General features: G+C 67.8%; 24 protein-coding genes. 11 read left to right on the top strand and 13 right to left on the bottom strand.

The genetic code is table 11. From position 1 onward, the window contains the following. Positions 1-6 precede the first annotated feature (6 nt). Positions 7-507, bottom strand: coding sequence for a J domain-containing protein (locus DV709_RS12105; RefSeq protein WP_117594684.1), 501 nt, complete (start codon positions 505-507; stop codon positions 7-9). Positions 508-616: 109 nt separating this feature from the next. On the opposite strand from DV709_RS12105, the gene DV709_RS12100 reads away from it, so the two are divergent. The 3 genes from DV709_RS12100 (at position 617) to DV709_RS12095 (ending at position 1,686) form a co-directional block, all read left to right on the top strand. Beyond that, positions 617-805 carry a hypothetical protein gene (locus DV709_RS12100; RefSeq protein ID WP_117594683.1) on the top strand — a complete coding sequence of 63 codons (189 nt, stop codon included), beginning with the start codon at positions 617-619 and terminating at the stop codon, positions 803-805. Beyond that, positions 802-939, top strand: a complete 138-nt coding sequence (locus DV709_RS17795; protein ID WP_157972731.1) for a hypothetical protein — start codon at positions 802-804, stop codon at positions 937-939. The genes DV709_RS12100 and DV709_RS17795 overlap by 4 nt, the downstream gene beginning before the upstream one ends. A 105-nt stretch (positions 940-1,044) precedes the next feature. After that, positions 1,045-1,686 carry a hypothetical protein gene (locus DV709_RS12095; protein ID WP_117594682.1) on the top strand — a complete coding sequence of 214 codons (642 nt, stop codon included), beginning with the start codon at positions 1,045-1,047 and terminating at the stop codon, positions 1,684-1,686. Between the two features lie 45 nt (positions 1,687-1,731). Here DV709_RS12095 and DV709_RS12090 read toward each other — a convergent pair whose 3' ends face one another. From DV709_RS12090 to ppc, 3 genes are all read right to left on the bottom strand, one after another. Further along, positions 1,732-2,877 (bottom strand): glycoside hydrolase, encoded by a 1,146-nt coding sequence (locus DV709_RS12090; protein WP_198665715.1) that lies wholly within the window; start codon positions 2,875-2,877, stop codon positions 1,732-1,734. A 137-nt stretch (positions 2,878-3,014) separates the two neighbouring features. Continuing rightward, the gene (gene pyrF / locus DV709_RS12085; RefSeq protein WP_117594681.1) at positions 3,015-3,812 is read right to left on the bottom strand and encodes an orotidine-5'-phosphate decarboxylase; all 798 of its coding nucleotides are present in this window, start codon (positions 3,810-3,812) and stop codon (positions 3,015-3,017) included. A 70-nt stretch (positions 3,813-3,882) separates the two neighbouring features. After that, positions 3,883-6,579, bottom strand: coding sequence for a phosphoenolpyruvate carboxylase (ppc, locus tag DV709_RS12080; protein ID WP_117594680.1), 2,697 nt, complete (start codon positions 6,577-6,579; stop codon positions 3,883-3,885). A 240-nt stretch (positions 6,580-6,819) separates the two neighbouring features. Here ppc and DV709_RS12075 point away from each other — a divergent pair, with 240 nt between their 5' ends. Then, entirely contained in the window at positions 6,820-7,656 is an 837-nt protein-coding gene (locus DV709_RS12075) for a ubiquinol-cytochrome c reductase iron-sulfur subunit (RefSeq protein ID WP_117594679.1), read from the top strand. Positions 7,657-7,858: 202 nt separating this feature from the next. On the opposite strand, the gene DV709_RS12070 is transcribed toward DV709_RS12075, so the two are convergent. From DV709_RS12070 to DV709_RS12060, 3 genes are all read right to left on the bottom strand, one after another. Then, a complete protein-coding gene (locus DV709_RS12070; RefSeq protein WP_117594678.1) occupies positions 7,859-8,128 on the bottom strand; it encodes a ubiquitin-like small modifier protein 1 in 270 nt (89 codons plus the stop codon). A 161-nt stretch (positions 8,129-8,289) separates the two neighbouring features. Beyond that, entirely contained in the window at positions 8,290-9,516 is a 1,227-nt protein-coding gene (locus DV709_RS12065; protein ID WP_232819738.1) for a potassium transporter TrkA, read from the bottom strand. Beyond that, a complete protein-coding gene (locus DV709_RS12060; protein ID WP_117594677.1) occupies positions 9,513-10,763 on the bottom strand; it encodes a potassium channel family protein in 1,251 nt (416 codons plus the stop codon). Before DV709_RS12060 ends, DV709_RS12065 begins: the two co-directional genes overlap by 4 nt. A gap of 116 nt (positions 10,764-10,879) precedes the next feature. On the opposite strand from DV709_RS12060, the gene DV709_RS12055 reads away from it, so the two are divergent. After that, positions 10,880-12,055: an NAD-binding protein gene (locus DV709_RS12055; RefSeq protein ID WP_117594676.1), complete on the top strand. Its 1,176-nt coding sequence runs from the start codon at positions 10,880-10,882 to the stop codon at positions 12,053-12,055. A 265-nt stretch (positions 12,056-12,320) separates the two neighbouring features. On the opposite strand, the gene DV709_RS12050 is transcribed toward DV709_RS12055, so the two are convergent. After that, positions 12,321-13,052, bottom strand: coding sequence for a nucleoside phosphorylase (locus DV709_RS12050; RefSeq protein WP_117594675.1), 732 nt, complete (start codon positions 13,050-13,052; stop codon positions 12,321-12,323). A 60-nt stretch (positions 13,053-13,112) separates the two neighbouring features. Then, positions 13,113-13,484, bottom strand: coding sequence for a winged helix-turn-helix domain-containing protein (locus DV709_RS12045; RefSeq protein WP_117595305.1), 372 nt, complete (start codon positions 13,482-13,484; stop codon positions 13,113-13,115). Between the two features lie 114 nt (positions 13,485-13,598). Here DV709_RS12045 and DV709_RS12040 point away from each other — a divergent pair, with 114 nt between their 5' ends. Continuing rightward, positions 13,599-14,120 carry a DUF7509 family protein gene (locus tag DV709_RS12040; protein WP_117594674.1) on the top strand — a complete coding sequence of 174 codons (522 nt, stop codon included), beginning with the start codon at positions 13,599-13,601 and terminating at the stop codon, positions 14,118-14,120. Between the two features lie 46 nt (positions 14,121-14,166). On the opposite strand, the gene DV709_RS12035 is transcribed toward DV709_RS12040, so the two are convergent. The 3 genes from DV709_RS12035 to DV709_RS12025 all read right to left on the bottom strand — a co-directional run bounded on the left by DV709_RS12035 (position 14,167) and on the right by DV709_RS12025 (position 16,518). Beyond that, on the bottom strand, positions 14,167-14,679 hold the full coding sequence (locus DV709_RS12035; protein ID WP_117594673.1) for a hypothetical protein: 513 nt from the start codon (positions 14,677-14,679) through the stop codon (positions 14,167-14,169). Positions 14,680-14,755: 76 nt separating this feature from the next. After that, entirely contained in the window at positions 14,756-15,619 is an 864-nt protein-coding gene (locus DV709_RS12030) for a carbohydrate kinase family protein (protein WP_117594672.1), read from the bottom strand. Positions 15,620-15,711: 92 nt separating this feature from the next. Beyond that, on the bottom strand, positions 15,712-16,518 hold the full coding sequence (locus DV709_RS12025; protein ID WP_117594671.1) for a DUF63 family protein: 807 nt from the start codon (positions 16,516-16,518) through the stop codon (positions 15,712-15,714). A gap of 126 nt (positions 16,519-16,644) precedes the next feature. Here DV709_RS12025 and deoC point away from each other — a divergent pair, with 126 nt between their 5' ends. The 3 genes from deoC (at position 16,645) to DV709_RS12010 (ending at position 20,576) form a co-directional block, all read left to right on the top strand. Then, entirely contained in the window at positions 16,645-17,280 is a 636-nt protein-coding gene (deoC, locus tag DV709_RS12020; RefSeq protein ID WP_117594670.1) for a deoxyribose-phosphate aldolase, read from the top strand. Positions 17,281-17,282: 2 nt separating this feature from the next. Beyond that, positions 17,283-18,035: a winged helix-turn-helix transcriptional regulator gene (locus DV709_RS12015; protein WP_117594669.1), complete on the top strand. Its 753-nt coding sequence runs from the start codon at positions 17,283-17,285 to the stop codon at positions 18,033-18,035. A gap of 279 nt (positions 18,036-18,314) precedes the next feature. Continuing rightward, the gene (locus tag DV709_RS12010) at positions 18,315-20,576 is read left to right on the top strand and encodes an amino acid permease (RefSeq protein WP_117594668.1); all 2,262 of its coding nucleotides are present in this window, start codon (positions 18,315-18,317) and stop codon (positions 20,574-20,576) included. A gap of 23 nt (positions 20,577-20,599) precedes the next feature. Here DV709_RS12010 and DV709_RS12005 read toward each other — a convergent pair whose 3' ends face one another. Then, complete coding sequence (locus DV709_RS12005) at positions 20,600-21,793, bottom strand: PQQ-binding-like beta-propeller repeat protein (protein ID WP_117594667.1); 1,194 nt, start codon at positions 21,791-21,793, stop codon at positions 20,600-20,602. A 135-nt stretch (positions 21,794-21,928) separates the two neighbouring features. Between DV709_RS12005 and DV709_RS12000 the strand changes: the two genes are divergently transcribed. Together DV709_RS12000 and DV709_RS11995 are read left to right on the top strand one after the other, a co-directional pair. Beyond that, positions 21,929-23,179 carry a tRNA (N(6)-L-threonylcarbamoyladenosine(37)-C(2))-methylthiotransferase gene (locus DV709_RS12000; protein WP_117594666.1) on the top strand — a complete coding sequence of 417 codons (1,251 nt, stop codon included), beginning with the start codon at positions 21,929-21,931 and terminating at the stop codon, positions 23,177-23,179. An 84-nt stretch (positions 23,180-23,263) separates the two neighbouring features. Further along, entirely contained in the window at positions 23,264-24,028 is a 765-nt protein-coding gene (locus DV709_RS11995) for a hypothetical protein (protein WP_198665714.1), read from the top strand. Positions 24,029-24,050 lie beyond the last annotated feature (22 nt).

The following is a 24,050-nucleotide window of genomic DNA, read 5'->3' as shown; positions in this document are numbered from 1 at the left end:
GGCCGCCTACTCGTTCAACGACTCGTACGCCCGGTTCACCCGTCTGAACGACTCCTCGTCGCCGTCTTCGGTGTCCGGATGGACCTCCTTGACCTTCGAGCGGTAGGCGCGTTTCACCTCGGCGGTGCTCGCGCCGGGTTCCAGATCGAGCGCGCGGTACGCCTCGGCGCGGGTCGGCCTCCGCGTCGTCCGCGGTGCGTCGGTGCTCGAACGGCCGCTGCTCTGTCCGCCGCCGCGCCCGTTGCGGCGTGCGCGCCGACGGTTCTCCCGGACGTTCTCGCGGCGCGCACCCGCGCCGAACCCGGACGGTTCTCGACGGACGCGACGAGTGCGCGCCTGTTCGGCGAGTCGGCCGCTCGCCTGATACCACATGAAGTACGTCGTCGCGCCGAAGGGGACGGCCACGACGAGCAGAAAGAGCGAGTAGCTCAACCCGAGCACCGCGAGGAGGACGGTTATCCCCGCGAAGACGGCGGCGAGTCCCATGACGAGCTGGTCGCGCTCCACAGGGGCGCTACGGACCGCACGGACCTAAGGCTCTCGCCCGGCGCCTGCGGTTCGAGGCGGCGCCGGCGACCTGCCCAGCGCTCAAGTGACTCGCCGTCGTACCGTGCGTATGAGTGTCAGCGGCGTCTGCCAGGTGTGCGAGTCGGCGGAAGCGACGCACACGTGCCCGAACTGCGGCGCGATGGTCTGCGACGAGCACTACGACCGCGAACTGAGCGTCTGTGTTCAGTGTGCGGCCGCGGCGCGACAGACCGGCGGCGAGACGGGCGAAGTCGACCAGTCTGACGTGATGCGATGACCGAATCCGGCGACGACGCGGAGTCGACGGACGGAGCCGAACCGGAGTCGTACGTCTGCGAGTCGTGCGGCGAGGAGTTCGACACCGAGGAGGCGCTCGACGCGCACGTCCGCGACGCCAGGTTGGTCGACTGAGGTCGACGGCTCGCCTCCCCGCGGGAGCGGTAGTCTCGCGATTCGTTTAGTAATATTTTCGATAGTTCCGATACGTTAACTTCACCTCCGTCGTTCTCTCCCACAATGCGCCGAAGGGTCGGACAGTGGCTACCGGTCGTCCTGCTCGGTTTGCTCGTGACGATCACGGCGGGGTCAGTAGGGACTCCCGTCGCTGCCGACGGCAGGTCGGCCACGGGGCCGTCCGACGTCACCTCCGGGGTGACGCCGATAGATTCGTGCACGACTATCTCGGAACCCGGCAGATACGCGCTCACCGAGGACATCGAGAACGGGGGCGGGACGCTTCTGTCTCGTGCGTGTATCCGTATCGACGCCGGCGACGTCGTCCTCGACGGTGACGGCCACCGCGTCGACGGGAACGGCGTGAGCAACACGACTGGTATCGCCGTCACCGCCGCCGACGCGCGGAACGTCACGGTCACCGACCTCGAGGTGCGCGACTGGCACCGCGGTATCGACTACCGCAAGAGCACCTGCGGACGCATCAGCACCGTCACAGCGACGAACAACACCTACGGGCTCTCTCTCGAGCGTGCAGCGGGTATCCGGGTCGCCGACAGCGAACCCCGGGGGAACATCGTCGGCGTCGAGACGGTCCGGTGGGTCAACCGACTCTCCGGCGTGCAGGCCCAGCGTAACCAGGGGACCGACGTCCACCGGGGTTTCCCGTCCCTCCGGCAACTGGTCGCGTGGACTAGATGCTGAGTCGGTGAGACGCACAGACTGCGAGTCGCTCGACTCGAACCCCGATCACTGCTCGGAGGGTCCACGTGGAACCCACTGCGTCGCTGACTCCGCCCACGCGGGCCACTCGGGGCGCTCCTCGGCGTGGAACTCGTCGTCGCCGGACATCGCTTTGAGAGCCCGCGCGTCGTCGAGACTCCACACCGCGCCGTCCTCGTGGAAGACACCGTTGACGACGCCGTTTTTCCGCTGGACGACCACGTAGGCCGGTTTGATCATCAGCGACCAGAAGAAGTTGTCGACGCCCGCACGGCGGATGACGGGTGCGAGCGACGAGTAGTTCGGATACCAGTCGTCGTGTGTCACCTCGCCGGTGAATCCGACGCCCGTTCGAATTCGCTGCCACTCGGAGAACCAGACGGGTTTGTCGACGCGCGACGCGAGTCGATTTGCGTCCGCGAGGAGGTTCTCGATGGTTCCGGGGCGGTTGGCGAAGTTGTAGTGAAACTGGAGGATGTCCGCGCCCCAATCGAGATACTGCGCGTTGTTTGCGAGACTCGTCGACCCGACGGTGAGCGGCACCGACCCGCGCTCTTCGGTGAGCGTTCGAAACATGGCCTCGGCGAACCGAAGCTTCAACGAGGCCCACCCCGGCTCGTTCATCGCTTCGATGGCGAGCAGTCGCTCGTCGTCGCGGTAGCGCGCCATGAACCACCGGACGAACCGCCGCGAGTTCTCCCACCGGTCGCGCCGCTCGAGGTGCCAGAGCGCGGGTGACTGAACCGCTGTCGCCGTGAGCGGGTCGGTGTCTTCGAGATTCGCTTCCGTCGGCTGCTGTCCGACGCCCTCGAAGAGTCCGAGGAGGACGCCGATATCGCGTTCGGCCGCCGCGGCGAGGAAGTGGTCGATCGCGCGGCGGTGCGCTTCGGGGTCTTCCATCCAGAACTCGTAGTTCACCCACGTCCGGACGGCGTTGAGATTCAGCGACGCCGCGTACCCGAGGTCCCGCTCGACGACGGCCTCGTCGTAGTCGGCCCACATCTGGTACGTGTTGTACGCCCGTGCCGGGAGATATATCGCCCCGCGGAGGTCGACGGGCGGTCGGAACACGCCCTCTGCGTCGGCCGAGCCGACGAGACAGCCCGCGACGGCTGCCGTCGTCGCCGTCGCTCCCGCCGCGAGGAACTGCCGCCGCGTCTGCTGACGTACCATCCGAGGGCAGTGTACCACGAGCGATTAATTAACTCTATTGACAGAAATCGGACGGGCGGACGGATACGAGAGCGAGACGTTCTCGAAGTCGGCACAGCATCCAGTCACTTCGGACGGCGGCCGGTCGAGTACCGAGACTACGACCGAAACTCGTTGAGTCGCCGCTTCATCCGCCGCGCGGCGCGTCCGGCCGCCTTCTCGAACCCTTCGCCCTCGCCGGCGAAGATGATGCCGCGCGAGGAGTTGACGAGGCCAACGCCGTCGTCTCGGAGGCCGAACTCCACCGCCGCTTCGGCGTCGCCGCCCTGCGCGCCGACGCCGGGGACCAAGAAGGGAAGTTCGGGCACCTGCTCGCGCAGCGACTCCAGTTCCTCGGGGGCCGTCGCGCCGACGACCAACCCGACGTTGTCGTTGCGGTTCCAGAGATCGGCGAGCGCCGCGACGCGCTCGTACAGCGGCTCGCCGGTTTCGAGTTCGAGGTCCTGTAAGTCCGCCGCCCCCGGGTTAGAGGTTCGACAGAGGACGAACACGCCTTTGTCCTCCCGCGAGAGGAACGGTTCGAGCGAGTCGCGGCCCATGTAGGGGTTGACGGTGACGGCGTCAACGTCGTCGAGCAGTTTGGCGTACTGTCGCGTCGTGTTGCCGATGTCGGCGCGCTTGGCGTCCAAGAGGATAGGAACGCCCTTCCCCTCGGCGTAGGCGATGGTCTCGCGCAGCGAGCGCCACCCCTCCTCGGACTCGTAGAACGCGGCGTTCGGCTTGTAGACGGCGGCGTGTTCGTGCGTCGCGTCGATGATGCGGCGGTTGAACGCCCACTGCGGCAGCTCCTTCCCCTGCAGGTGTTCGGGGATACGCGACGGGTCGGCGTCCAAGCCCACGGAGACGACGCTGTCGACCGTCGCGATGCGGTCGGCCAAGCGGTCGAAGAAGTTCATTGCAGGCGGGTCGAACGGGGGGAGGCTAAGTGTTGCTCTTCGGCGGTTCACCCGCAGGTAGCCGTTCCGACTACCCCGTGTTCTTCATCCCGGCGGCGATGCCTTTCACCGTCAGGCGGAGCGTCCGCTCCTCTTCGGTGGTTCGGTGCGTCTGCGACAGCAGATGCGTCTGCAGCAGGTTCAGCGGGTCGACGTAGGGGTTGCGGCGGCGGAGGCTCTCGCCGAGCCACTCGCGCTTCAGCAGCGAGTCGCGTTCCGAGACGGAGTGAACCAGTTCGGTCGCGCGGTCGTACTCGTCCTCGATGCGACCGAAGAACTCGGCGCGCAGCGACGCGTCCGCGAGGTTGGCGTACTCCGCGGCGATTTCGAGGTCCGTCCGCGCCAACGAGAGCGCCGCGTTGTCGAGCGTCGTCCGGAAGAACGGCCACTCGTCGTACATCTCCCGGAGCGTCTCCTCGTCGCCGCCGTCGTCGAGGTAGGCGTTCAGCCCCGTCGCCAGCGCGTACCAGCCGGGGAGGATGCAGCGCGACTGCGTCCACGAGAACACCCACGGGATGGCGCGGAGGTCCTCGACGGTGCGCTCGCCCGACCGGGAGGCGGGACGAGAGCCGAGGTTCAGTTCCTCGATGACCGTGATGGGCGTCGCCTGCTCGAAGTAGGAGACGAATCCGTCGGTCTCCAACAGGTCGCGGTACTCCTCGCGGGCGGCGGTGGACATCGTATCCATCGCGTCGGCCCACTCGTCGGGGACGTGTTCTTTCGGTTGCTGCAGCGCCTCGTAACGCGACCGAATCTGAGCGTCGAGCATCTGTTCGAGGTTGCGCTCGGCGATGCGCGGGTTCGCGTACTTCTCGGCGATGGCCTCGCCCTGTTCGGTGAACTTGATCTGCCCCGACACCGTCTCGTTCGGCAGCGCCAGCATCGCCTGGTTCATCGGGCCGCCGCCGCGGGAGATGGAGCCGCCGCGGCCGTGGAACAGCCGCATCTCGACGTCGTGCTCGTCGGTGATTTCGGCGAGGCGGCGCTGGTTCTTGTAGAGGTCCCAGTTCGCCGCGAGGAAGCCGTTCTCCTTGTTCGAGTCGGAGTAACCGAGCATGATCTCCTGGAGGCCGTTTCTGGCGGCCAACGCCTGCGAGTAGGCCTCGTTCTCGAACAGCGTGCCCATGATGCGGCGCGCGCCGTTGAGCGCGTACTCGGTCTCCAGAAGCGGAACGATGTCGATGCCGCAGTGGTCGGGGAGCGAGACGACGCCGGCCTGGTCGGCCAGGAACAGCACTTCGAGGACGTGACTCGGTTCGTCGGTCATCGAGATGGCGTAGGTGTCGATGGCGCTGGCGCCGTACTCGTGCTGCCAGTCGCCGAGTTTGCGGAAGCGGCGGAGCACCCGCCTCGTCCCGTCGGAGAACTGTTCGAGGTCGTCGAGGTCCAGCACCGGCTGTTCCTGCAGGACGGCCTCGGTGAGCAATTCGACGCGCTCGTCTTCGTCCATCGAGCGGTACTCGATGCCCTCGACCGCCAGCGCCTCCGCGATGGCGCTCGTGTGTTTCTCGCGGTGGTCGCGCAGGTCGAGACTCGCCAGGCTGAAGCCGAACGTGTCGACCTGTCGCACCAGCGGTTCGACGTACGCGGAGACGACGCGCTCGGCCCCGTTCAGTTTCAGACTCTGCGCGATGACGTCGAGGTCGGCGGCGAGTTCGGCCGCGTCGTCGTAGCCGTCGGGCCGGACGTCCTCGACGCGTTCGAGGCGCTCGCGCATCAGTTTCAGTTTCTGGCGGTACGGCTCGTCGGGGTAGCGCGTCGTCGCCTCCTCGGCCGTCGCCGGCAGTCGCTCGCGGTCGGCCTCCAGCGACTGCTCGAACGCCGGTCCCACGTCGATGCGGCTCCCGTCCTGGCTGAGCACACCGGAGAGCCGCTTGAGCGCGTTGCGGTAGCGGTCGAGGACGACCGAGCGCTGGCGTTCGAGCGTCTCCTCGGTCACGTCGACGGTGACGTACGGGTTGCCGTCGCGGTCGCTACCGGCCCACGAGCGGAACTCGAACAGTTTCGGCACTCGTACCTCGTCGCCGTACGCCTCCGAGACGATATCTTCGAGTTCGCTGTACACCTCGCCGGTCACGTCGAACAGCGTGTTCTCGAGGTACCACTGGACGTTCCGGGCCTCGTCCGTCGGTTCCGGGCGGCGGTTGCGGACCTGCGCCGTCTGCCAGAGGCTCGTCACCTCCGCGTCGACCTCGTGCCACGTCTGTTCCCGTTCCTGGTCGGTGAGGCGGCGCTCGTCCAGCGTCTCCAAGTCGGCCGCGATGGAGCGGAGTTTCGACTTCACCGTCTTTCGGCGGGCCTCGGTCGGGTGGGCCGTGAACGTCGGTTCGACGAGCACGTCGTCGAGGACCCGTTGAACCGTGTCGGGGTCGGCGTCGTCTTCGACGAGGGCGGCGACGGTGTCGACGAGGCTGTCGTCGAGCGTCCCGTCCTGCGACCCGCGTCTGACCGCGCGGACGCGTTCGCGCTCCTCGGCGAGGTTGATGAGTTCGAAGTACGTCGTGAACGCGCGAGCGACGACGCTCTCGTCGCCTGAACGGAGTCTACCGAGCACGTCGTACAGTTCCTGTCTCGACTCGACGTCGCCCTTCCGGTAGCCGATCGCGTTCGTCCGAAGCTCTTCGACCGTCTCGAACGCCTCGGTCGACGTCTGAGCCTCCAGTACGTCCCCGAGCAACGCGCCGAGTTCGCGGACGTCCTGGCGAACCGTCCGGTTGTGCAGGTTCATGCGTACGTGTACGAGTGGCACAGGGTAAAAGTCCGCGACAATCGCCGAAAAATTGCCTCGGAATCGAGTACTATCTTCCATGGTATTCTGTGTTCGTCGCCGAAACGAAGAGAGGGGGAAGAGACGAGAAACGCAACGAGTGATGTCTGACGACGTCGCGGGTCGGTCCGAGTCGGCGACGACGGCCGCTGCCCCCGCTCACTTCGTCAGTCTTTTTATCGGTCACCCTAAGGGGTAGATATGAGCGAAAGCGACAAGTATCCCGCTGAATCCGGGCGGCGTCGGTTCGTGAAAGGCGTCGTCGGCGGCGCTACTCTCGCGGGCGTCGGGGTCCTCGGGACCACGAGCATCAACGCCGCGACCAACGCCTCGGGTGCGGGTGGCGGTTCGACGCAGGCGTACGCCATCGAGAACGTCGCCGGACCGGCACCGCGCGGGATGCCGCAGATCCCCATCGAAATCGACGACGAGGGTTACATCAAGGGCGTCTGGCCCGAGGTGAAGACCGTCGAACAGAACGGCGTCGAAGTGGAGATCGCCGAGATGCAGCTGGGCGGTACCACGTACACCTCCGAGTGGTTCCAGTACTGCGGCGTCGAGTCGTACGAAGGCCTCAGCCCCTCCTACGAGAGCGACAACTACTTCCTGTCGGGCTCCGCGCCGCCGTACGCCTGGCAGCAAGAGGCGAAGTCCGAGGGCGACCGAATCAACATCAGCGACCTCGACGACTACGAGACGTGGGGCAACGGTATCGGACAGGAAGGTGTCGGTAAGCCGGCCTCCGGTACGTGGCGCTCCGAGGACACCGAAGACGTCATCCCCGTCCAGATGGTTCGGAGCACGCGCATCGAGGAAGCCGCCCAGAACAACCAGTGGCTCCAGGCGAGCACCTCCCAGGGCGTCATCGCGTGGCTCAACAAGTGTACGCACTTCTGCTGCGTCCCCGGCTACAAGACGACGGGGTCGTCGGCGACGTTCGGCGGTGCCAACGGCGTGTACTGTCAGTGCCACCAGTCGGTGTACGACCCGTTCAGCGTCGTCCAGACGCTGTTCGTCGCCCGACCGCGCCCCGAGTAATCGACGCCGAATCCCTTTACGCCTTCTACGCTCTCTACGCTCCCTTCTCTCCGTTCTCTCGAAGCTCTGTAGACGACACTTCGAGGCGAACAGACGGCGCGGCGTTCACACTCTCGAGCGGACGCGCCGTCGACTCACTTCGGCTCGCTTCCGACCGTCGTCGAGTCACGCCGCGAGGTGGTCGTCTCCTCGGGGATACCCGTCAGCCGCCGCTGACCGGCGGAAACAGCGCGAGCTCGTCGCCGTCGGCGACGGGTGTGTCGAGCCCCTCTCCGGTGAAGACGTTCTCGCCGTTTCGGAGGACGTTGATGTGGTCGCGCACCTCGCCGTCGTCGAGGACGCGCGATTCGAGCGCCGGGCGCGACGAGAGCAGTACGTCGAGCGCGTCGCCGACGGTGTCGCAGTCGGCGTTGAGCGAAACGGTCCGCGTGCCGGCCGTCTCCGCGAGGTCTGCGAAAAGCTTCCACTGCATGCGCGCTACTCGCCGCGCAGTCGACATGAGGGTTGCGGGCCTGCGCCGTCGCCGCTCGTAGTCGGGCGTCGCCGTTGTCGGGCGTCGCTCGTTGTCGGGCGTCGCTCGTTGTCGGTCGTCGCTCGTTGTCGGTCGCTGTTCGTAGTCGGCCGCCGTCGCGGTCAGTCGTCGCTCGCGGTGCCCGCGGTCGCGCCGACGGTCCGTTCGAGGCGGCGGAGTTCGTCCGGGCGGGCGATGACGTACAGCGTGTCACCGGCGGACAGTCGCCGCGAGCGCGCCGGTATCGCCTCCACCGGGCCGCTCTGCGGCCGGACGGCGACGACCGTCGTGGCGAGGTCGCCGACCGTGGCGTGCGCGCCGGAGTCGGTCTCGGCGACGGAGACGACGCCCATCGTCTCCTCGACCGTCCGAAGCAGCGCCGCGAACTGGCGTTCGACTCCTGGGTCGACCGGGAGCGTGACGAGTCGGTACGACTGCGTCGCGTCGAGACGGTCGACGTCCGTCTCGTCGACGGCGAGCGTCGCCACCTCGTCGGTCGTCGCGCGGAGCTCGCCGGTGAGCACCCGCGCCGGGCCGTCGTCGTCGGCGTGCCACACCTGCACCGTGTCGCCGGGACTCGCGTCGAGCGACGGGTCGCCGCGGACCGCGACGGCGACGCCGCCGGGCGCGAGCGTCGGTCCGATGCCGGCGAGGCGACTGCCGACGGCGAGATACTCGACGTCGCCGTCCTCCGTGAGGTCGACGTCGACGTGGCCGACGCCGTAGTCCTCGCGGAGACGGGCGACGAGTCGCTCGCGGAGTTCGGCGACGGTGAGCCGCCGGGGGAACAGCAGCGTCTTGCCGGCGAGCGACTCCTTCGTCGCGTCGGCGACGGGGTCGTACTCGTCCATATCCTGGATCTCTTCGGGCAGCGTCACGGAGATGACGCGACCGACGGAGCGGACGACTCGGCCGACGTCGCCCTCGAGTTCGCGGGCCCCGGAGAACGCGGACGTGTTCGCCGCGAGCGTGTCGCCGAGTTGCGCGCCGACGGGAGCCGCGACCGTGGCGGCCGCGAGCGCCCCGAGGTTGAACAGCACGTTGCCGGGGAGAAACAGGTCGTCGCTCCCGCTGCCGAGCGCGATATCGCTCAGTTTGGCCGTGTTGAGGTAGAGCACGACGGCCGAGAGACCGACGAGGACGGTGAGCCCCCGCGGCGGGCGCTCGCGGAAGTACCAACGGTAGCCGAACGCTCCGGCCGCGGCGACGGCGGCGGCGGCGAAGGCGAGTCCGAGAATGTAGAACGCGTCGCCGAGGAAACCGGTCTCGGAACCGAGGGGTCCGTCGGGCGTCCCGGCGAGTTGGAGGAGCGTCAGCGCGGCGGCCGCCGGAGACGCAACGCCCGTCACGCGACCACCTCCTTGAACGACGCCAGCGCGGCGGGCGACCCGACGACGAACAGTTCGTCGCCCGCCGCCAGGTGGGTGTCACCGCGCGGAGCGAAGCGCCACTGGTCGCGACGGACCGCGAGGACGGCGACGTCGTAGGTGTCGCGGACGCCCGCGTCGCCGAGCGTCGTCCCGTCGAGCACGCTGTCGGCGCGAACCGACAGCCGCTGGATGCGCCGACCCGCCCGGCGCAGCAGCGTCGTCAGCTCGAACTCGCGTCTGGTGCCGCGCGAGCGAACGACCGCCTGCGACACGTCCGTCGACAGCAACACCTCCGCGTCGGGGCGGTCGACGGCGACCGTCAGGCGGCCCTCGCCGCCGGCGGCGACGGGGGCCGCGGGGGCGACCGTCGTTTTTTCCTCGCCGTCGCCCTCACCCTCGTCGTCGGACTCGGCGTCGGCGGCGGCGTCGGGCGTCGGCGGACTCGACGTCGACGTTTCCCCGGTCCTCACCGAGACGACCGTTCCGTCGACGTTTCCGTCGGCCGTCCGGAGCGTCACCGACTCCCCGCGGGCGACGCCCGTCGGCACGAGCGTCTCGACGGAGACGGCGCGTTCGCCCGGCGAGAGACGCTTCGAGAGACCGCCGACCGGCGGCGCGGCCGCGAGCGTCGCGCGGGCCTGCTCGTCGAGCGACACCGCCACCTCCGCGAGATCGTAGTCGGTCCGGAGTCGTTCGGCGAGTCGCGTTTCGAGTTCCGAGACGGGGACGTCCGCCGGGAACTCCCACTCGTCGTCTCGGAGTTCCGTGCGGAGCGCGGGCGAGAGCGGCGGGTAGCCCTCGATGTCGTCGACCTCGCCGGCGACGGTCACCGTCACCCGGCGGCGGCCGCCGACGAACTCGACCACGTCGCCCGAGAGCGTCCGCTCGCGGAGCGATTTGAACGTGATGCGCTTCGGGAGCGTGCTCCCGAGTTTGTCGCCCTGCGCGTGCGCGTACAGCGACAGCATCAGCACGACGAGGATAGCGATCGTGAGCGCGACGCCGTGCTGTCCTTCGGTGAGGCTGTCGTCGGCCAGCGCCAGCAGACCGCCGTTGGCCCCGGCGATAGCGAGCGCGAAGGCGACGACACCGAACCCGGGGATGGAGACGCCGGTGAAGTACTTGAAGACGAAGCCGAGGCCCGCGGAGACCAGCGCGGGGATGATCCCCGTGAGCACGCCGAGGTAGAGGCCCCGGAGCACCTCCACCGGTATCGACTGCACCATAGCCTCGCCACAGGCGGACCGGATAAACCTCTACCGAACCTGTACGTCGGGGGAGGCTGTCCCGCTCCGGCGCACTTCGGGCGAATTTATGTGTCGTTGCCGACGAAGGCGGTCGTATGGAGGTGAATCGGGAGCGACTCGGGGCGCGGCTCGCCGTCGTGCTCACGTTCGCGGCGGCGATGCTGTCGATTATCACCGGCGTCGCCGGGTTCGGCATCCTCGGTCTCGACGTGCCGGGAGTCGACGGCCCGCTCGCGGCGTACGTCCCGGCGTTCGTCCAACAGGCGGCCGCGTTCACCGGCGCGTTCACCGGCTTCCTCCTGTTGACGAGCGTGTTCGCGCTCCGCAACGGCCGCCGCATCGGATGGTACACCGCGGTTCTCCTGCTCCCGCTCTCGGCCGCACAGGGGCTGTTGCAGTCGAGTCCGCTCGCGTACCCGCTCGTCGTCCTCTCGCTTCTGGCGCTGCTCGTGGTGCTGGCGAACCACCGGCACTTCGAAAAGCCCACCGAGCTGACGACGACGCAGCAGGCGGCGCTGGCGGCTATCGCCCTCGCGCAACTGTACGGCACTGTCGGTACGTACGCCCTCCGAGACGAGTTCGGAAGCGTCGACACCATCGTCGACGCGTTCTACTTCACGCTCGTCACCGCCAGCACCGTCGGATACGGCGACGTGACCCCGGCGAGCCAGGCCGGGAAACTGTTCGTCATCTCGGTGCTCCTCACCGGAACGGCGAGTTTCGCCGTCGCCCTCGGGGCGCTTTTGACGCCAGCCATCGAAGCTCGATTCGCCAGAGCCCTCGGACGCATGACAGACACACAGCTCTCACTCCTCGAAGACCACGTTCTCGTTCTCGGTTACGGGGACCTGACGGAACCGATTATCGAAGAACTGCAGGGAAGATGCGAGTTCCTCGTCGTGACGCCCGACCCCGCCCGCGCACAGGAACTCACGGAGCGCGACGTCCCCGTCCTCACCGCCGACCCGAGCGACGAGGAACCGCTGGTCAAAGCGGGCGTCGCCGACGCGCGCGCCGTCGTCGTCGCGACGAACGACGACGCCCAGGACGCGCTCTCGATTCTCACCGCCCGGCAGATGAACCCCGACGTGACCATCGTCGCGGCCGCCGCCCAGCGCCGAAACATCCCGAAACTGAAGCGAGCGGGTGCGGACACGGTCATCAGCCCCGCCGCGCTCGGCGGCCACCTGTTGGCGGCCTCCGCGCTCGGCGACGAAGGAGCGGAGGACGTCGCCGACAGCGTACTCCACGACCGCTCGGTCGAACCCTGACAACGACAGGCTCGGTTGAACCCTGACAGCGACAGGCTCGGTTGAACCCTGACAGCGACAGGCTCGGTTGAACCCTGACAGCGACAGGCTCGGTTGAACCCTGACAGCGACAGGCTCGGTTGAATCCTGACAGCGAAGACTCAGTCGAACCCTGACAGCGAAGACTCAGTCGAACCCTGACAGCGACAGACTCGACGGACCGAGCGTCCTCAGGCGTCGGCCACCGTCGTTTCGGGGAGCGATTCGAAGTCGTGCGGATCGACAGTCACGTGTACAGCGAGACGACTGCGTCGAGCGTGAGACCGATGGCCCGTTCGACGTTGTTCTTCGCCTTCTCGGGGAGTTCCTCGTCGGAGTCCGCGCCCTTCTGCGTGCCCTTCACGAGGTTGCCGTCGACGGTGCAGATCGCGCCGGCGCGCATCCCCTTGCGGCGCGCGAGCGAAAAGACGGTGGCCGCCTCCATCTCGATAGCGAGGAGGTTCGCCGCGTTCCACTCTTCGACGTACTCGTCGGACTCGTTGTAGAACGCGTCGTCGGAGACGATGGGACCGACGTGGACGTCCTCGCCGTTCGCCTCGGCCGAGTCGACGAGCGCCGTCAGAATCTCGTAGTCGGGCACCGCCGGGTACACCGCCGACTCGTAGCGTTTCGAGGTTCCTTCCTCTTTGGCCGCGCCCGTCGCGACTATCATGTCGCCGATTTCGATGTCCTCCTGTAGCGCGCCGATGGTGCCGACGCGAATCACGGTGTCGACGCCGACGCGCGACAGTTCCTCGACGGCGATGGCGGCGGAGGGACAGCCGATACCGGTCGAACAAATTGTCAGGGGGACGCCGTCGTACTCGGCGTTGACGATCTTGTACTCGCGGTTCTGCGAGACCTCTTCGACGTTCTCGCACTGCTTCGCGATTCGGTCGACGCGGCCCGGGTCACCGGGGACGAGCGCGATGTCGTGTACGTCTCCCTCCTCGACGAGCAGGTGCGGCTGTTTTGCCATATCCGAGGGTCACGGGTAATCGGGAAAAACTGATTGGTCTCCGGTGTCGCCCGCCCGAACTCAGGCGTACCGCTGCAGCAGTTCGCGTTCCTCGGCGATGAGTTCGCTCACGCCGTGGGTCATGATGGCCTCGCCGAGCGCCGTCACCACGTAGTACGAGTAGAGGCCGTCCGTTCCGCGCTCGCGGCGCTTCCGGTTCGCCACCAGCCCCACGTCGACGAGTTTGTCGAGGTGGTAGTGGAGGCGATTGGAGGGGCTGTCGAGTTTCTCCGACAGTTCGCTCGCGCTCAGCTCGCCCTCGCGGAGCAGTTCGGCGAGCACGCGGTAGCGCGTCTCCTCGCCGATGGCGCGTTGCATGGCGAGGTACTCGCTCAGCGTGAGGACGCCGTCCTCGGGGAGTTCGGGGATGTTGGGGAGTTCGGCTTTGGACATGGCGACCACTTACTGTCTCTACGTAGCGCTTAGTGACACATAACACTTCTTGAGTCAACGTCTCCTGAAACAGCCGCTATTTTTATACCCTATCCCCGAGAATCGCCGTCAACGATGCGCGACCGCCTCCTCGACACCCTCCCGCCGACGAAATATCGACGGTTCCTCGTCTACATCATGGGCCCGTACAAGGCTCACCGCGGGGAGAACGCCGAGATGTTCGCCTTCCTCGAACTGCTGCGCGACGACCTGCGGGACGTCGGATTCAACGCGTTCCTCGCCACCGACGTCGGCATCGACTTGGACGAGATGGACGCCGGGACGCAGTCGCTTCGGTTCGCCCGCGCGAGCAACGCCGTCGTCTTCGTCGTTCCCGGCGACGGGCAGAATCTCGGTGTCGGTATCGAAGTCGGGGCGGTGTTAGAGGACATGTCCGACCACGCGCGCGAGCGGGTGCTGTTCGTCCACGAGGCGGGCGTCAGAAGCGCGATGATTCGCGCCGTCGCCGACCGGTGGGACGCGACGGTCCGGTCGTACGACGACGAGGCGGACCTCGTCGACGGGATTCGACTGTTCGCCCGCGACGTGATGCGCCGGGAGGGCGACGGAGGGCTGCCGTTCCCGCCCGAGGAGTGAGCGTCGGGGGGGCGGACATTCGGAGGCGAGCGTCGAGAGGCGAGCGTCACGCGAACGCCTGTAGAAACGGCGCGACGACGGCCAGCGCCGCGCCGAAGACGAGCGAGGAGCGGAGCCACTGGCCGCGAACCGCCGTCGACTGCTCCTCGTAGATGCGACCGCCCGCTCGCGGGAGGACGACGTGCGCGAAGAGGCCGTAGATGAACCCGACGACGACGCCCACGGCGACCAGATGCGAGAGGAGGTCGACGCCGCCGAGCGACCACACGGGAGGGACGACCGACTCGCCGACTATCAACGCGAACGCGTAGAGCACGCCCGCGAGCATCCCCGCGCCGTGGTGGACGACGGTCGCGTCGCGGAGACTCACCTCGTCGGGCGTCGTTCGACGCAGCACCGAGGCGGCGACGTAGGCGGGCGTAAAGCCGCCCTCCTGTCGACCCATCGGCACACCCATGACGACGGCCGCGACGAAACCCGCCAGCGCACCCAGCACGAGGCGAACCAGCGACGCGGCGCTCTGCGCCGCCGCCGTGTCGAGGGCGATGTCGACGAACATTACCCCGGAAAAGTCCGTGCAGTCGTATAAACGTGCGGGAGACTATCGACGCGTCTGACAGGTGTTCGACGGCGTCTCAGTCGTCGAGCAGTCGGCCGACCGTCCCCCAGTCGAGCGCCGTGCGCGCGCCCGACGACGAGGCGGCGAGCGCGCCGCAGGCGTTGGCGACGGCGAGCGCTCGGTCGTAGCCGTCGCCGTCGAGGCGGCTCGCCAGAAAGCCGGCGGCGAACGCATCGCCCGCGCCGGTCGTATCGACGGTGTCGACGGCGAACCCCGGATGGGTGTACGTCTCCGTCGGGGTGCGAACCTCCGCGCCGCGCGGACCGTGTTTCAACACGAGCGTCCGACCGTTCGGCGAGAGGTCGGCGTCGAGCGCCGCCGCCGCCTCGCGGTCGTTGAGGAACACGATGTCGGCTCCGTCGAGCGCGCCCTCGAAGCCGCGGTCGCCGACGCGTCGGCCCGGGTCGAAACTGACCGGCACGCCGACCGAGTGGGCTCGGTCGACCAGCGTCGCGGCCGTCTCGGGGTCGTGGCTCGTCAGGTGGAGGTGGTCGGCCGCGGCGAGTCGCTCCGGCGCGAGGTCAGTCGCCGAAAACGCCTCGTTGACTCCGTCGCGGCCGAGCACCATCACTCGACCGTCGGCGGCGACGACGAGATACTTCACCGCGGTCGGCCCCTCGGTTCGCACCAGCGTCTCGCAGTCGACGCCCGCGTCGGCGAGCTCCGCCTCGACCTCCGCTCCGTGGCCGTCGTCGCCGACGCTCCCGAAGATGTCGGTCGCCACGCCCAGACCGGCGAGGCCGCCGGCGACGTTCGCGGCGCTGCCGCCGCCCGCGCCGGACTGTGCCTCGATAGCCGCTTCGCCGTCCGGTTCGGGGAGCTGGTCGACGCGGAGCGTCACGTCCCAGTTGACGTGACCGGCGCAGATGACGCGGGGCATGAGACGACTCTCGGTCGGCGGCGAGAAAAAGCCACCCGACGCGGTCGTCCGTCGGCGACAGAAGTGGGCGAAGACGACGAGAAGTCGACGGGTCAGGCGACGGCGAAGAGGACGAGGTTGTGGACCCCTGGCCCGAGACCGACGGCCGCGACGAGCGTCAGGAGCAGAAAGCCCTCGCCGGGTTCGTCGCGGACGTAGTCGGCCATGAGCGAGACGACGACGCCGGCCAGGAGGAGTTTGACGACGACGAACAGCCACCCCGAGCCGATGAGCTCGGCGGTCGGCAACTCGGCGGCGAACTCGAAGATGAGCCGCGACAGCGGCGTCCGCTCGCCGAACGAGAGCACGTCGAGGCCGACGGCCGTCGAGACGCCGTCGAGCGTGTGGCCGAACACCGCGAGCGCGCCGGCCCACCGAGTGACGGCCGTCTCCGGCCGGACGGTTTTCAGTCCGAACCACACGGCTGCACCGAGGGCGAGCGAGACCGCGAGCGCGACAATCGACCAGAAGGGCTGAAACGACCCCGACGAGAGCGCCGCCGCGACGGGTAGCCCCACTGCCGGAACCGCGGCGACGACTCCCGACGCGGCCAGCGTCGTGGGGACTGCTACGTCGGCCGCGTCGGCGACGACCCAGACGCCGCCGGCGACGACGGCGACCGAGAGGTAGACGGAGGGCGTCCCCATCAGCGGTTCGGTTACGGGCGGAAGAACCCCGAGCGCGTAGGCGACGTGGAGCGCCGACCCGGTGACCATCCACGGAGCGAGCGCGAGCACGTGGCGGTCGGTGAACGCGGGTCGGCGGCGGTACAGCGCGTAGCCGACAGCGGCGAGACCGACGACGAGCGCGAGGAGGTACGGCAGCGGCGGCAGCGCGAACCCCTCGGGCAACACCTGCATGGGGCGAGGAGTGTGGGGCCGCCGTGAAAGCCTTACCGAACGCAGACGGCCGCGCCGGGGGGTGGGCTTCGACGACTGCGCGCCGGTCTCCGGCGGGATTTTAACGCCCGCCGTCGTGGGACGGCCATGGAGCGCAGCGAACTCGCCGCCCGCATCGACCACACCGTTCTCGGCCCGGAGACGAGGCTCGACGACGTCGAGCGCGTTCTCGACGAGGCCGCCGAGTACGGGATGAACGTCTGCATCCCGCCCTGCTACGTCGCCGAGGCCGCCGAGTACGCCCCGGACGTGACGCTGGCGACGGTCGTCGGCTTCCCGCACGGGCAGCACTCGACGGAGACGAAACGCGTCGAGGCCGTCGACGCCTGGGAGCAGGGGGCCGACGAGTTGGACATGGTAATCAACGTCGGCCGCTTGAAAGCGGGCGACGACGACGCCGTCGAAGCCGACGTCGCCGAAGTCGTCGCCGCGGTGCCGATACCGGTGAAGGTCATCATCGAGACGGCGCTTCTGACCGACGAGGAGAAACACCGCGCCTGCGAGACGGCGAAGGAGGCGGACGCCGCGTTCGTGAAGACCTCGACCGGGTTCGCCGAGGGCGGCGCGACGGTCGAGGACGTCGAACTGATGGCCGAGTACCTGCCGGTGAAGGCCAGCGGCGGGGTCGGCAGTTACGACGAGGCGATGGCGATGTTCGAAGCCGGAGCCGAGCGCATCGGTGCATCGAGCGGTACGGCGATTCTCGACGGCGCACCGGAGTGAGAATGGAGGGAGAGTTCCAACTTGACGAGGTCGACCGCCGAGTCATCCACGCGCTGATGGCGGACGCACGTAACACCTCCGCGCCCGCAATCGCCGAGGGACTGGGCGTCTCCGCGGGGACGATTCGCAACCGAATCGCCCGGTTGGAGGACGCGGGCATCATCAAAGGGTACCACGCGCACGTCGACTTCGAGCGGGCCGACGGACGGCTGACGAACCTCTATCTCTGTAACGCCCCCGTCGCCGAGCGGGAGTCCATCGCCGCGAGGGTCCGAACCGTCCCGGGCGTCGTCCACGTCCGGGAGCTGATGACCGGTCGCCGGAACCTCCACGTGCTCGCGGTGGGCGAGGACATCGCCGACCTCCGACGAGTCGCGCGGGCGCTCTCCAGTCTCGGCATCGAGATCGAGGACGAAGATCTCGTGCAGGCGGACACGTATCTCCCGTACGCGGCGTACGAACCCGAAGGCGACGAACACCGGGGAACGCTCTCGGACTTCGTCAGCCTCACCGGCGGCTCCGAGATCGTCGAAGCGACTATCGGCGAGGGCGCGACCATCGACGGGTTGACGCTCTCGGAGGCGGACGAGCGCGGCCTCTTGAGCGGAAACACCCTCGTCATCTCCGTCGACCGCGGCGACACCGTCGTGACGCCGCGGGGCGACACCGTCCTCCGCGCCGGCGACGAGGTGACGCTCTTTTCCCGCGGTGACGTTCCCGACGAGACGCTCGCCGCGCTCCGGAACACCGAGTAGTTCGGAGACTGGAATCGATCGGCGTCGCTCCGAGACGCTCGTTGCTCGAAACGTTACCTCGCTGAGTGGCGACGCAGAGAGTCACACTTTTGTTCGTGTGTAATTCTAGTGCAGATACTTGCAGAGTAGGACATTTATATATTAGATTTTGCATCAAGCAGATGTGAGTCGATTGAATTATGATTCCTCATTCAGAACGGTGCAGTATGAGCGTTCGAATCGAGGGGACGGGCGGAACTAACGCGGAGTCGCCGGGTCGTCACCCGAAGGAGAGACGCGATGGCTGACGAGGAGTTAGCGAAGGACCTGGGGTTGCTGTCGGCGATGACCATCGGCATCGGGACGATGATCGGGGCGGGCATCTTCGTCCTGCCGGGCGTCGCCGCCCAGGAGGCCGGTCCCATCGTCGTCGTCTCGTTCGTCGTCGGCGGGCTCATCGCGATGGTCAACGCCCTCTCCGTGTCGGAACTCGGCACGGCGATGCCGAAGGCCGGCGGCGGCTACTACTACGTCAACCGCGCGCTCGGCCCGCTGTTCGGCTCTATCGCCGGTCTCGGCGACTGGGTCGGTCTCGCGTTCGCCTCGGCGTTCTACTGTATCGGCTTCGGTCAGTATCTCGCCGAACTCGTCGGCCTGCCCGGGGTCCTCTTCCTCTCGCCGATACAGGTGGGCGCGCTGCTCGCTGGATTCGTCTTCGTCGGCGTCAACTACATCGGCGCGAAGGAGACCGGCGGCATCCAGACCGTCATCGTCTTGCTTCTCCTCGCGATTCTCGGCGCGTTCGCCGTCGCGGGGTGGACGACGTTCGACTACGCGACGCTCGCGGGCGAGGACGGCCTCGCCCCGTTCGGCTTCGGCGCCATCCTCCCCGGCACTGCGTTGGTGTTCGTCTCGTTCTTGGGGTACGCGAAGATCGCGACCGTCGCCGAGGAACTCAAAAACCCCGGTCGAAACCTCCCCATCGCCATCATCGGTAGCGTCGCGCTCGTCACCGTGCTCTACGCCATCCTGGTGACGGTGATGCTCGGCGTCGTCCCGTGGCCGGACCTCAGTCGGGATGCGCCGGTCGCGCAGGCCGCCGAGGTCGCGTTCCCCGGCGGTATCGCCGGCGTCGCGGCGACCGTGATGACGCTCGGAGCGCTGTTGGCGACGGCCTCCAGCGCCAACGCCTCGATTCTCGCGTCAGCGCGCATCAACTTCGCGATGGGTCGCGAGAAGATCGTCACGAACTGGCTCAACGAGATACACCCGAAGTTCGCCACGCCGTACCGCTCGATTCTCGTCACGGGCCTCATCATCGTCGTGTTCATCGCGGCGCTCGGACAGAGGTTGGCGGTGTTGGCGAAGGCGGCGAGCGTGCTCCATCTCATCGTCTACGCGCTGATGAACGTCGCGCTCATCGTCTTCCGCGAGTCCGAGGCTATCGACTACGAACCGGAGTTCCGCGTGCCGTTCTACCCGGTGACGCCGATAGCCGGGGCGTTGCTGTCGCTCGGTCTCGTCGCGTTCATGGACGACATCGAGATCGCGCTCTCGGCGGTGTTCGTCGTCGCCGCGGTCGTCTGGTACTTCGTCTACGCGCGCAGGAAAGTCGAGACGGGGGGACTGCTCAGCCAGTACGTGCTCTCGCGCTCCGAGACGATGCCCGACGCCGCCGTCTCCGCCGCGACGACCGTCCAACCCGACGGCGGCGACTACCGCGTGATGGTGCCGCTTGCGAACCCCCGCACGGAGAAGCATCTCATCGAGTTGGCGAGTCTGATGGCGACGGCGCGCGGCGGAACCGTCGAGGCCATCCACGTCGTCACCGTCCCCGACCAGGTGCCGCTGTCGGCCGGTGCCGAGCGGATTCAGCAGATAGACGCCGAGTCGTCGAAGTTGCTCGCGGCCGCCCGCGAGAGCGCCGAGACGTTCGGCGCGCCGGTCGAGACGCGGACCATCGTCTCGCACCGCTCCGTCGAAGAGGTGTTCGACGCCGCCCGCGACCACCGCGCGGACCTCGTCGTGATGGGGTGGGGCGGGTCGCCGTTCTGGTCGGCCGGCCGCGTCGAGGGAACGTTCGACGAACTCGCCGGGAACCTCCCCTGCGACTTCCTCGTCCTGAAAGACGAGGGGTTCGACCCCTCCGACGTACTGGTCCCGACGGCGGGCGGCGGCGACTCCGACCTCAGCGCCGAGGTCGCGCGCATCCTCCTCGACCGCGGGTCGAACGTGTCGCTGCTCTACGTCGTCGACGGCGAGGGCGAGCGCGAAGCCGGCGAGACGTTCCTCCGCGAGTGGGCCGAAGAGCGCGACCTTGGAGACGCCGAGATTCGCGTCGATTCCTCCGGCGACGTCGAGGGCGCTATCGGCCGCCACTCCGAGGAGATGTCGATGGTCGTCATCGGCGCGACCGAACGCGGCCTGCTCTCGCGGTTGCTGACCGGGTCGCTCGTCTACGACATCGTCGACGAGGTGGAGTGTTCGGTGCTGTTGGCGGAGCGCCCGAGCAAGCGGTCGCTGCGGGAGCGGTTGTTCGGGTCGCGGTCGGACGACGACTGAACGAGACCGGCGTTCGACCGGCCTCAATCGCTCCGTTCCTCGATGGCGTACGCCCGCGAGCTGTCTTCGGTGGTGGTCAGCGCGAAGACAGCGCCGTCGGCGACGGCGAGTCCCTCCTGAACGCCGCCTTCGACGTCGGCGGTCCACCGCTTCGCGCCGAATCGGACGTCGTCGACGCCGACGCCGCCGTCCATCGCGTAGGCGTCCACGCGGTTCTCGCCGCCGACGTAGACCGTGTCGCCCGCGGCGGCGGGTCCCGAGAAGTAGTCGTCGCCCGCCGTCCAGCGCGTCTCGCCCGAGGCGGCGTCGACGGCTGCGAGTCCCGAACCGTCGGTCCCGTAGACGGTTTCGTACGTGACGACGAGCGAACTGTGGGCGCTGACGGCGTCGCTCTCCCAGCGCGGCGCTCCGGCGAGCGCGCCGGAACCGAGTCGTGCGAGCGGGCCGCCGAACCCCCCGGCGAACACGTCCTCGTCCGTGACCGCGAGCGCTTGTACCGCGCCGCCGAGTTTGGTCCGCCAGTAACCGCGCTCTCCGTACGGGTCGAGCGCGTACACCTCGCCGCCTTCGGTGCCGACCGTCAGGACGCCGACCGACGCGACGAAACGGCTTGCGGAGCCGAACAGGCTCCGTCGCCACCGCTCCTCGCCGGTTCCCGTGTCGAACGCGTAGATGGTTTCGTCGCTGTCGCCGACGAAGAACAGCTCTCCGTCGTGGTCGAGCGTCGGTACCGTGCTGGCGGCGGCGTCGGTCTCGACGGACCAGCGTTCCTCGCCCGATTCGGCGTCGACGGCGAACGCTCGGCCGCCACCCGACGCGGTGTAGACGGTTCCGTCGTGAACCGACGGCGAGCGAAGGTAGTGGTCGTCTTCGCCGCCCGCGCGCCACCATTCCTCGCCCGACTCCGCGTCGAGCGCGAGGAGCGTATCCGAGCACGGGACGAATACGGCCCCGTCGGCGACGACGGGGCGACCGGTCGGGAGGCCGGGCAGTTCGGTCGACCACCGCACCGTGGGATTCGAGCGCGGGCCGACCGGGTTCGGGTTGTAACTCGTCCACCCGGCGTCGAAGGCGGGTCGCGGCCAGTTCGTCGGCGCGTCCTCGTCGACCTGCCTCGCACCGGCCGCCGAGTCGCGGTTTCCAGCCGCGAGACAGCCGGCGAGACCGAGCGTTCCGGCCGCCCCGACCGCTGCGAGAAGCTGTCGTCTGGAGGGCATCACCGACCGTGCGTCCGGACTCGTGATATATTTTCGGAAGAACAAGGGCGAGCCGAAAGCGGTCGGCGAACCGAACCACGAACCGCCCCCAATCGTCGCGCTTTTGCCCGCAGACCCGATACAACCCACAAGCGAATGGCCCGGTACCACATCGAAACTTACGGTTGCACGTCGAATCGGGGTGAGAGCCGCCACATCGAGCAGGCGCTGCGCGACGGCGGCCACCACCCCGCCGACGGACCCGAGGAGGCCGACGTGGCCATCCTCAACACCTGCACGGTCGTCGAGAAGACCGAACGCAACATGATTCGCCGGGCGGAGGAGTTGGAGAGAGAGACGGCTGACCTCATCATCACCGGCTGTATGGCGCTCGCGCAGGGCGACGAGTTCCGCGAGGCCGGTATCGACGCCGAGGTGCTCCACTGGGACGACGTGCCGAACGCGGCGATGAACGGCGAGTGTCCGACCGTCACGCCGGACACCCAGCCAGTTCTGGACGGTCAAGTGGGGATTCTCCCCATCGCCCGCGGCTGCATGTCGAACTGCTCGTACTGCATCACGAAGTTCGCCACCGGGCGCATCGACTCGCCGCCCGTCGAGGAGAACGTGGAGAAGGCCCGCGCGCTCGTCCACGCCGGCGCGACGGAGATTCGCGTGACGGGGCAGGACACGGGCGTTTACGGCTGGGACAAAGGCGACCGGAAGTTGGCGGAGCTGCTCGACCGTATCTGCGACATCGAGGGCGAGTTCCGCGTGCGAGTGGGGATGGCGAACCCCGGCGGCGTCCACGGCATCCGCGAGGAACTCGCCGACGTGTTCGCGGAGAACGAGAAGCTGTACAACTTCATTCACCTGCCCGTCCAGTCCGGCAGCGACGACGTACTGGAGGATATGCGCCGTCAGCACCGCGTCGACAAGTTCCTCGACATCGTCGAGACGTTCGACGAGCGACTCGACTACTGGACGCTCTCGACCGACTTCATCGTCGGCTTCCCCACCGAGACCGACCACGACCACGCCCAGAGCATGGCGCTGTTCAGGGAGATTCGCCCGGAGAAAGTGAACATCACGCGCTTCTCGAAGCGCCCCGGCACCGACGCCGCCGACATGAAGGGCCTCGGCGGCACCGTCAAGAAGGAGCGCTCGAAGGCGATGTCCGAACTGAAGATGGACGTCGTCGGCGAGGCGTACGAGGAGATGGTCGGCACTCGACGGGAGGTGCTGGTCGTCGAGGAGGGCGTCGGCGACTCGGTGAAGTGCCGCGACGGCGCGTACCGACAGATCATCGTCCAGAACGCGTCGGAACGCGGCGTCGAACCCGGCGACTTCTTGGAGGTCGAGGTGACGGGTCACCAGACGGTGTACGCGTTCGCAGAGCCGGTGTGACCGGCGCGAAGAAACGACAGGGCAGTTTTCGACGACATATCTCTCATCAAAATACATTTATAGAGACACGAAAGTGGCCATCCTATGCGTCGATTGGTCCTCGTCGTCTGTCTCGCTGTCTTCCTCACAGGCTGTAGCGCGCTCCCGTTCGACAGCCCGCCGCCCAGCGACGACCGCGCTGTTGCCGCCGTCGAGGAAGTAAACGACACGGTCGCGAGCGTCGAGACGTACCGTTTCGATACGAGCCTTCGCGTCTCCGCGTCGGACGGGGAGCAGTCTCGAACTGCAACCGTCGACGGCACCGGTTCGGTCGACCTCGTGTCGAAGCGAATGCACGCAACGTCGGACGTCGAAGGTGAAACGTTCGACTCCTACGTTACGGAGGGCAAGTCCTATCAAGAGTGCTCCGAACCGTGGAGCGGGTACGCCGTCGAGAACGTCTCGGACTCGGGAGACTGGGCGACCGTGACACCGCTTCACCGCCAGTTCGAACTGTTCGAGCGCTCGAACGTCTACTGGCGCGGAAACCGGACCGTCGACGGGAATCGGACCGTCCTCGTCGTCGCCCATCCGAGCGACGACACCGTCGAGTCGCTCGTGGAGCGTCGTCGGACCGAAACCGCCGGACTGGGCGGCAACTCGTTCGACAACGCGACCGCGCGCCTCTGGATAGACCCCGAGACGAACCGCCCGGTCAAATCCGCCCTCCATCTGGAACTCTCTCGACGGGGTGCAACCGCCACCGCGGATATCGCGACCCGATACGCGGGATACGGCGAGTCAGTGACCGTCACCATCCCGTCGGCCGCCTACGAGAACCAGTACCAGCTCGGCTGTCCGGGTTCGTAGACGTCTTCTCCGTCGGCCGGTA

It is taken from the genome of Haloprofundus halophilus, from assembly GCF_003439925.1.
Lineage (GTDB): Archaea > Halobacteriota > Halobacteria > Halobacteriales > Haloferacaceae > Haloprofundus > Haloprofundus halophilus.
This window is presented reverse-complemented; position numbering and strand designations above follow the sequence as displayed.

Bases quoted from the DNA above. Each gene is read 5' to 3' on its own strand.
- DV709_RS12015 (WP_117594669.1), top strand. From the start codon at position 17,283: ATGGAGGGAGAGTTCCAACTTGACGAGGTCGACCGCCGAGTCATCCAC.
- DV709_RS12050 (WP_117594675.1), bottom strand. From the start codon at position 13,052: ATGGCAAAACAGCCGCACCTGCTCGTCGAGGAGGGAGACGTACACGAC.
- DV709_RS12090 (WP_198665715.1), bottom strand. From the start codon at position 2,877: ATGGTACGTCAGCAGACGCGGCGGCAGTTCCTCGCGGCGGGAGCGACG.
- DV709_RS17795 (WP_157972731.1), top strand. From the start codon at position 802: ATGACCGAATCCGGCGACGACGCGGAGTCGACGGACGGAGCCGAACCG.
- DV709_RS12005 (WP_117594667.1), bottom strand. From the start codon at position 21,793: ATGCCCTCCAGACGACAGCTTCTCGCAGCGGTCGGGGCGGCCGGAACG.
- deoC (WP_117594670.1), top strand. From the start codon at position 16,645: ATGGAGCGCAGCGAACTCGCCGCCCGCATCGACCACACCGTTCTCGGC.
- DV709_RS12030 (WP_117594672.1), bottom strand. From the start codon at position 15,619: ATGCCCCGCGTCATCTGCGCCGGTCACGTCAACTGGGACGTGACGCTC.
- DV709_RS12095 (WP_117594682.1), top strand. From the start codon at position 1,045: ATGCGCCGAAGGGTCGGACAGTGGCTACCGGTCGTCCTGCTCGGTTTG.
- DV709_RS12075 (WP_117594679.1), top strand. From the start codon at position 6,820: ATGAGCGAAAGCGACAAGTATCCCGCTGAATCCGGGCGGCGTCGGTTC.
- DV709_RS12045 (WP_117595305.1), bottom strand. From the start codon at position 13,484: ATGTCCAAAGCCGAACTCCCCAACATCCCCGAACTCCCCGAGGACGGC.
- ppc (WP_117594680.1), bottom strand. From the start codon at position 6,579: ATGAACCTGCACAACCGGACGGTTCGCCAGGACGTCCGCGAACTCGGC.
- pyrF (WP_117594681.1), bottom strand. From the start codon at position 3,812: ATGAACTTCTTCGACCGCTTGGCCGACCGCATCGCGACGGTCGACAGC.
- DV709_RS12070 (WP_117594678.1), bottom strand. From the start codon at position 8,128: ATGCAGTGGAAGCTTTTCGCAGACCTCGCGGAGACGGCCGGCACGCGG.
- DV709_RS12100 (WP_117594683.1), top strand. From the start codon at position 617: ATGAGTGTCAGCGGCGTCTGCCAGGTGTGCGAGTCGGCGGAAGCGACG.
- DV709_RS12025 (WP_117594671.1), bottom strand. From the start codon at position 16,518: ATGCAGGTGTTGCCCGAGGGGTTCGCGCTGCCGCCGCTGCCGTACCTC.
- DV709_RS12060 (WP_117594677.1), bottom strand. From the start codon at position 10,763: ATGGTGCAGTCGATACCGGTGGAGGTGCTCCGGGGCCTCTACCTCGGC.
- DV709_RS12035 (WP_117594673.1), bottom strand. From the start codon at position 14,679: ATGTTCGTCGACATCGCCCTCGACACGGCGGCGGCGCAGAGCGCCGCG.
- DV709_RS12055 (WP_117594676.1), top strand. From the start codon at position 10,880: ATGGAGGTGAATCGGGAGCGACTCGGGGCGCGGCTCGCCGTCGTGCTC.
- DV709_RS12040 (WP_117594674.1), top strand. From the start codon at position 13,599: ATGCGCGACCGCCTCCTCGACACCCTCCCGCCGACGAAATATCGACGG.
- DV709_RS12010 (WP_117594668.1), top strand. From the start codon at position 18,315: ATGGCTGACGAGGAGTTAGCGAAGGACCTGGGGTTGCTGTCGGCGATG.
- DV709_RS12000 (WP_117594666.1), top strand. From the start codon at position 21,929: ATGGCCCGGTACCACATCGAAACTTACGGTTGCACGTCGAATCGGGGT.
- DV709_RS11995 (WP_198665714.1), top strand. From the start codon at position 23,264: ATGCGTCGATTGGTCCTCGTCGTCTGTCTCGCTGTCTTCCTCACAGGC.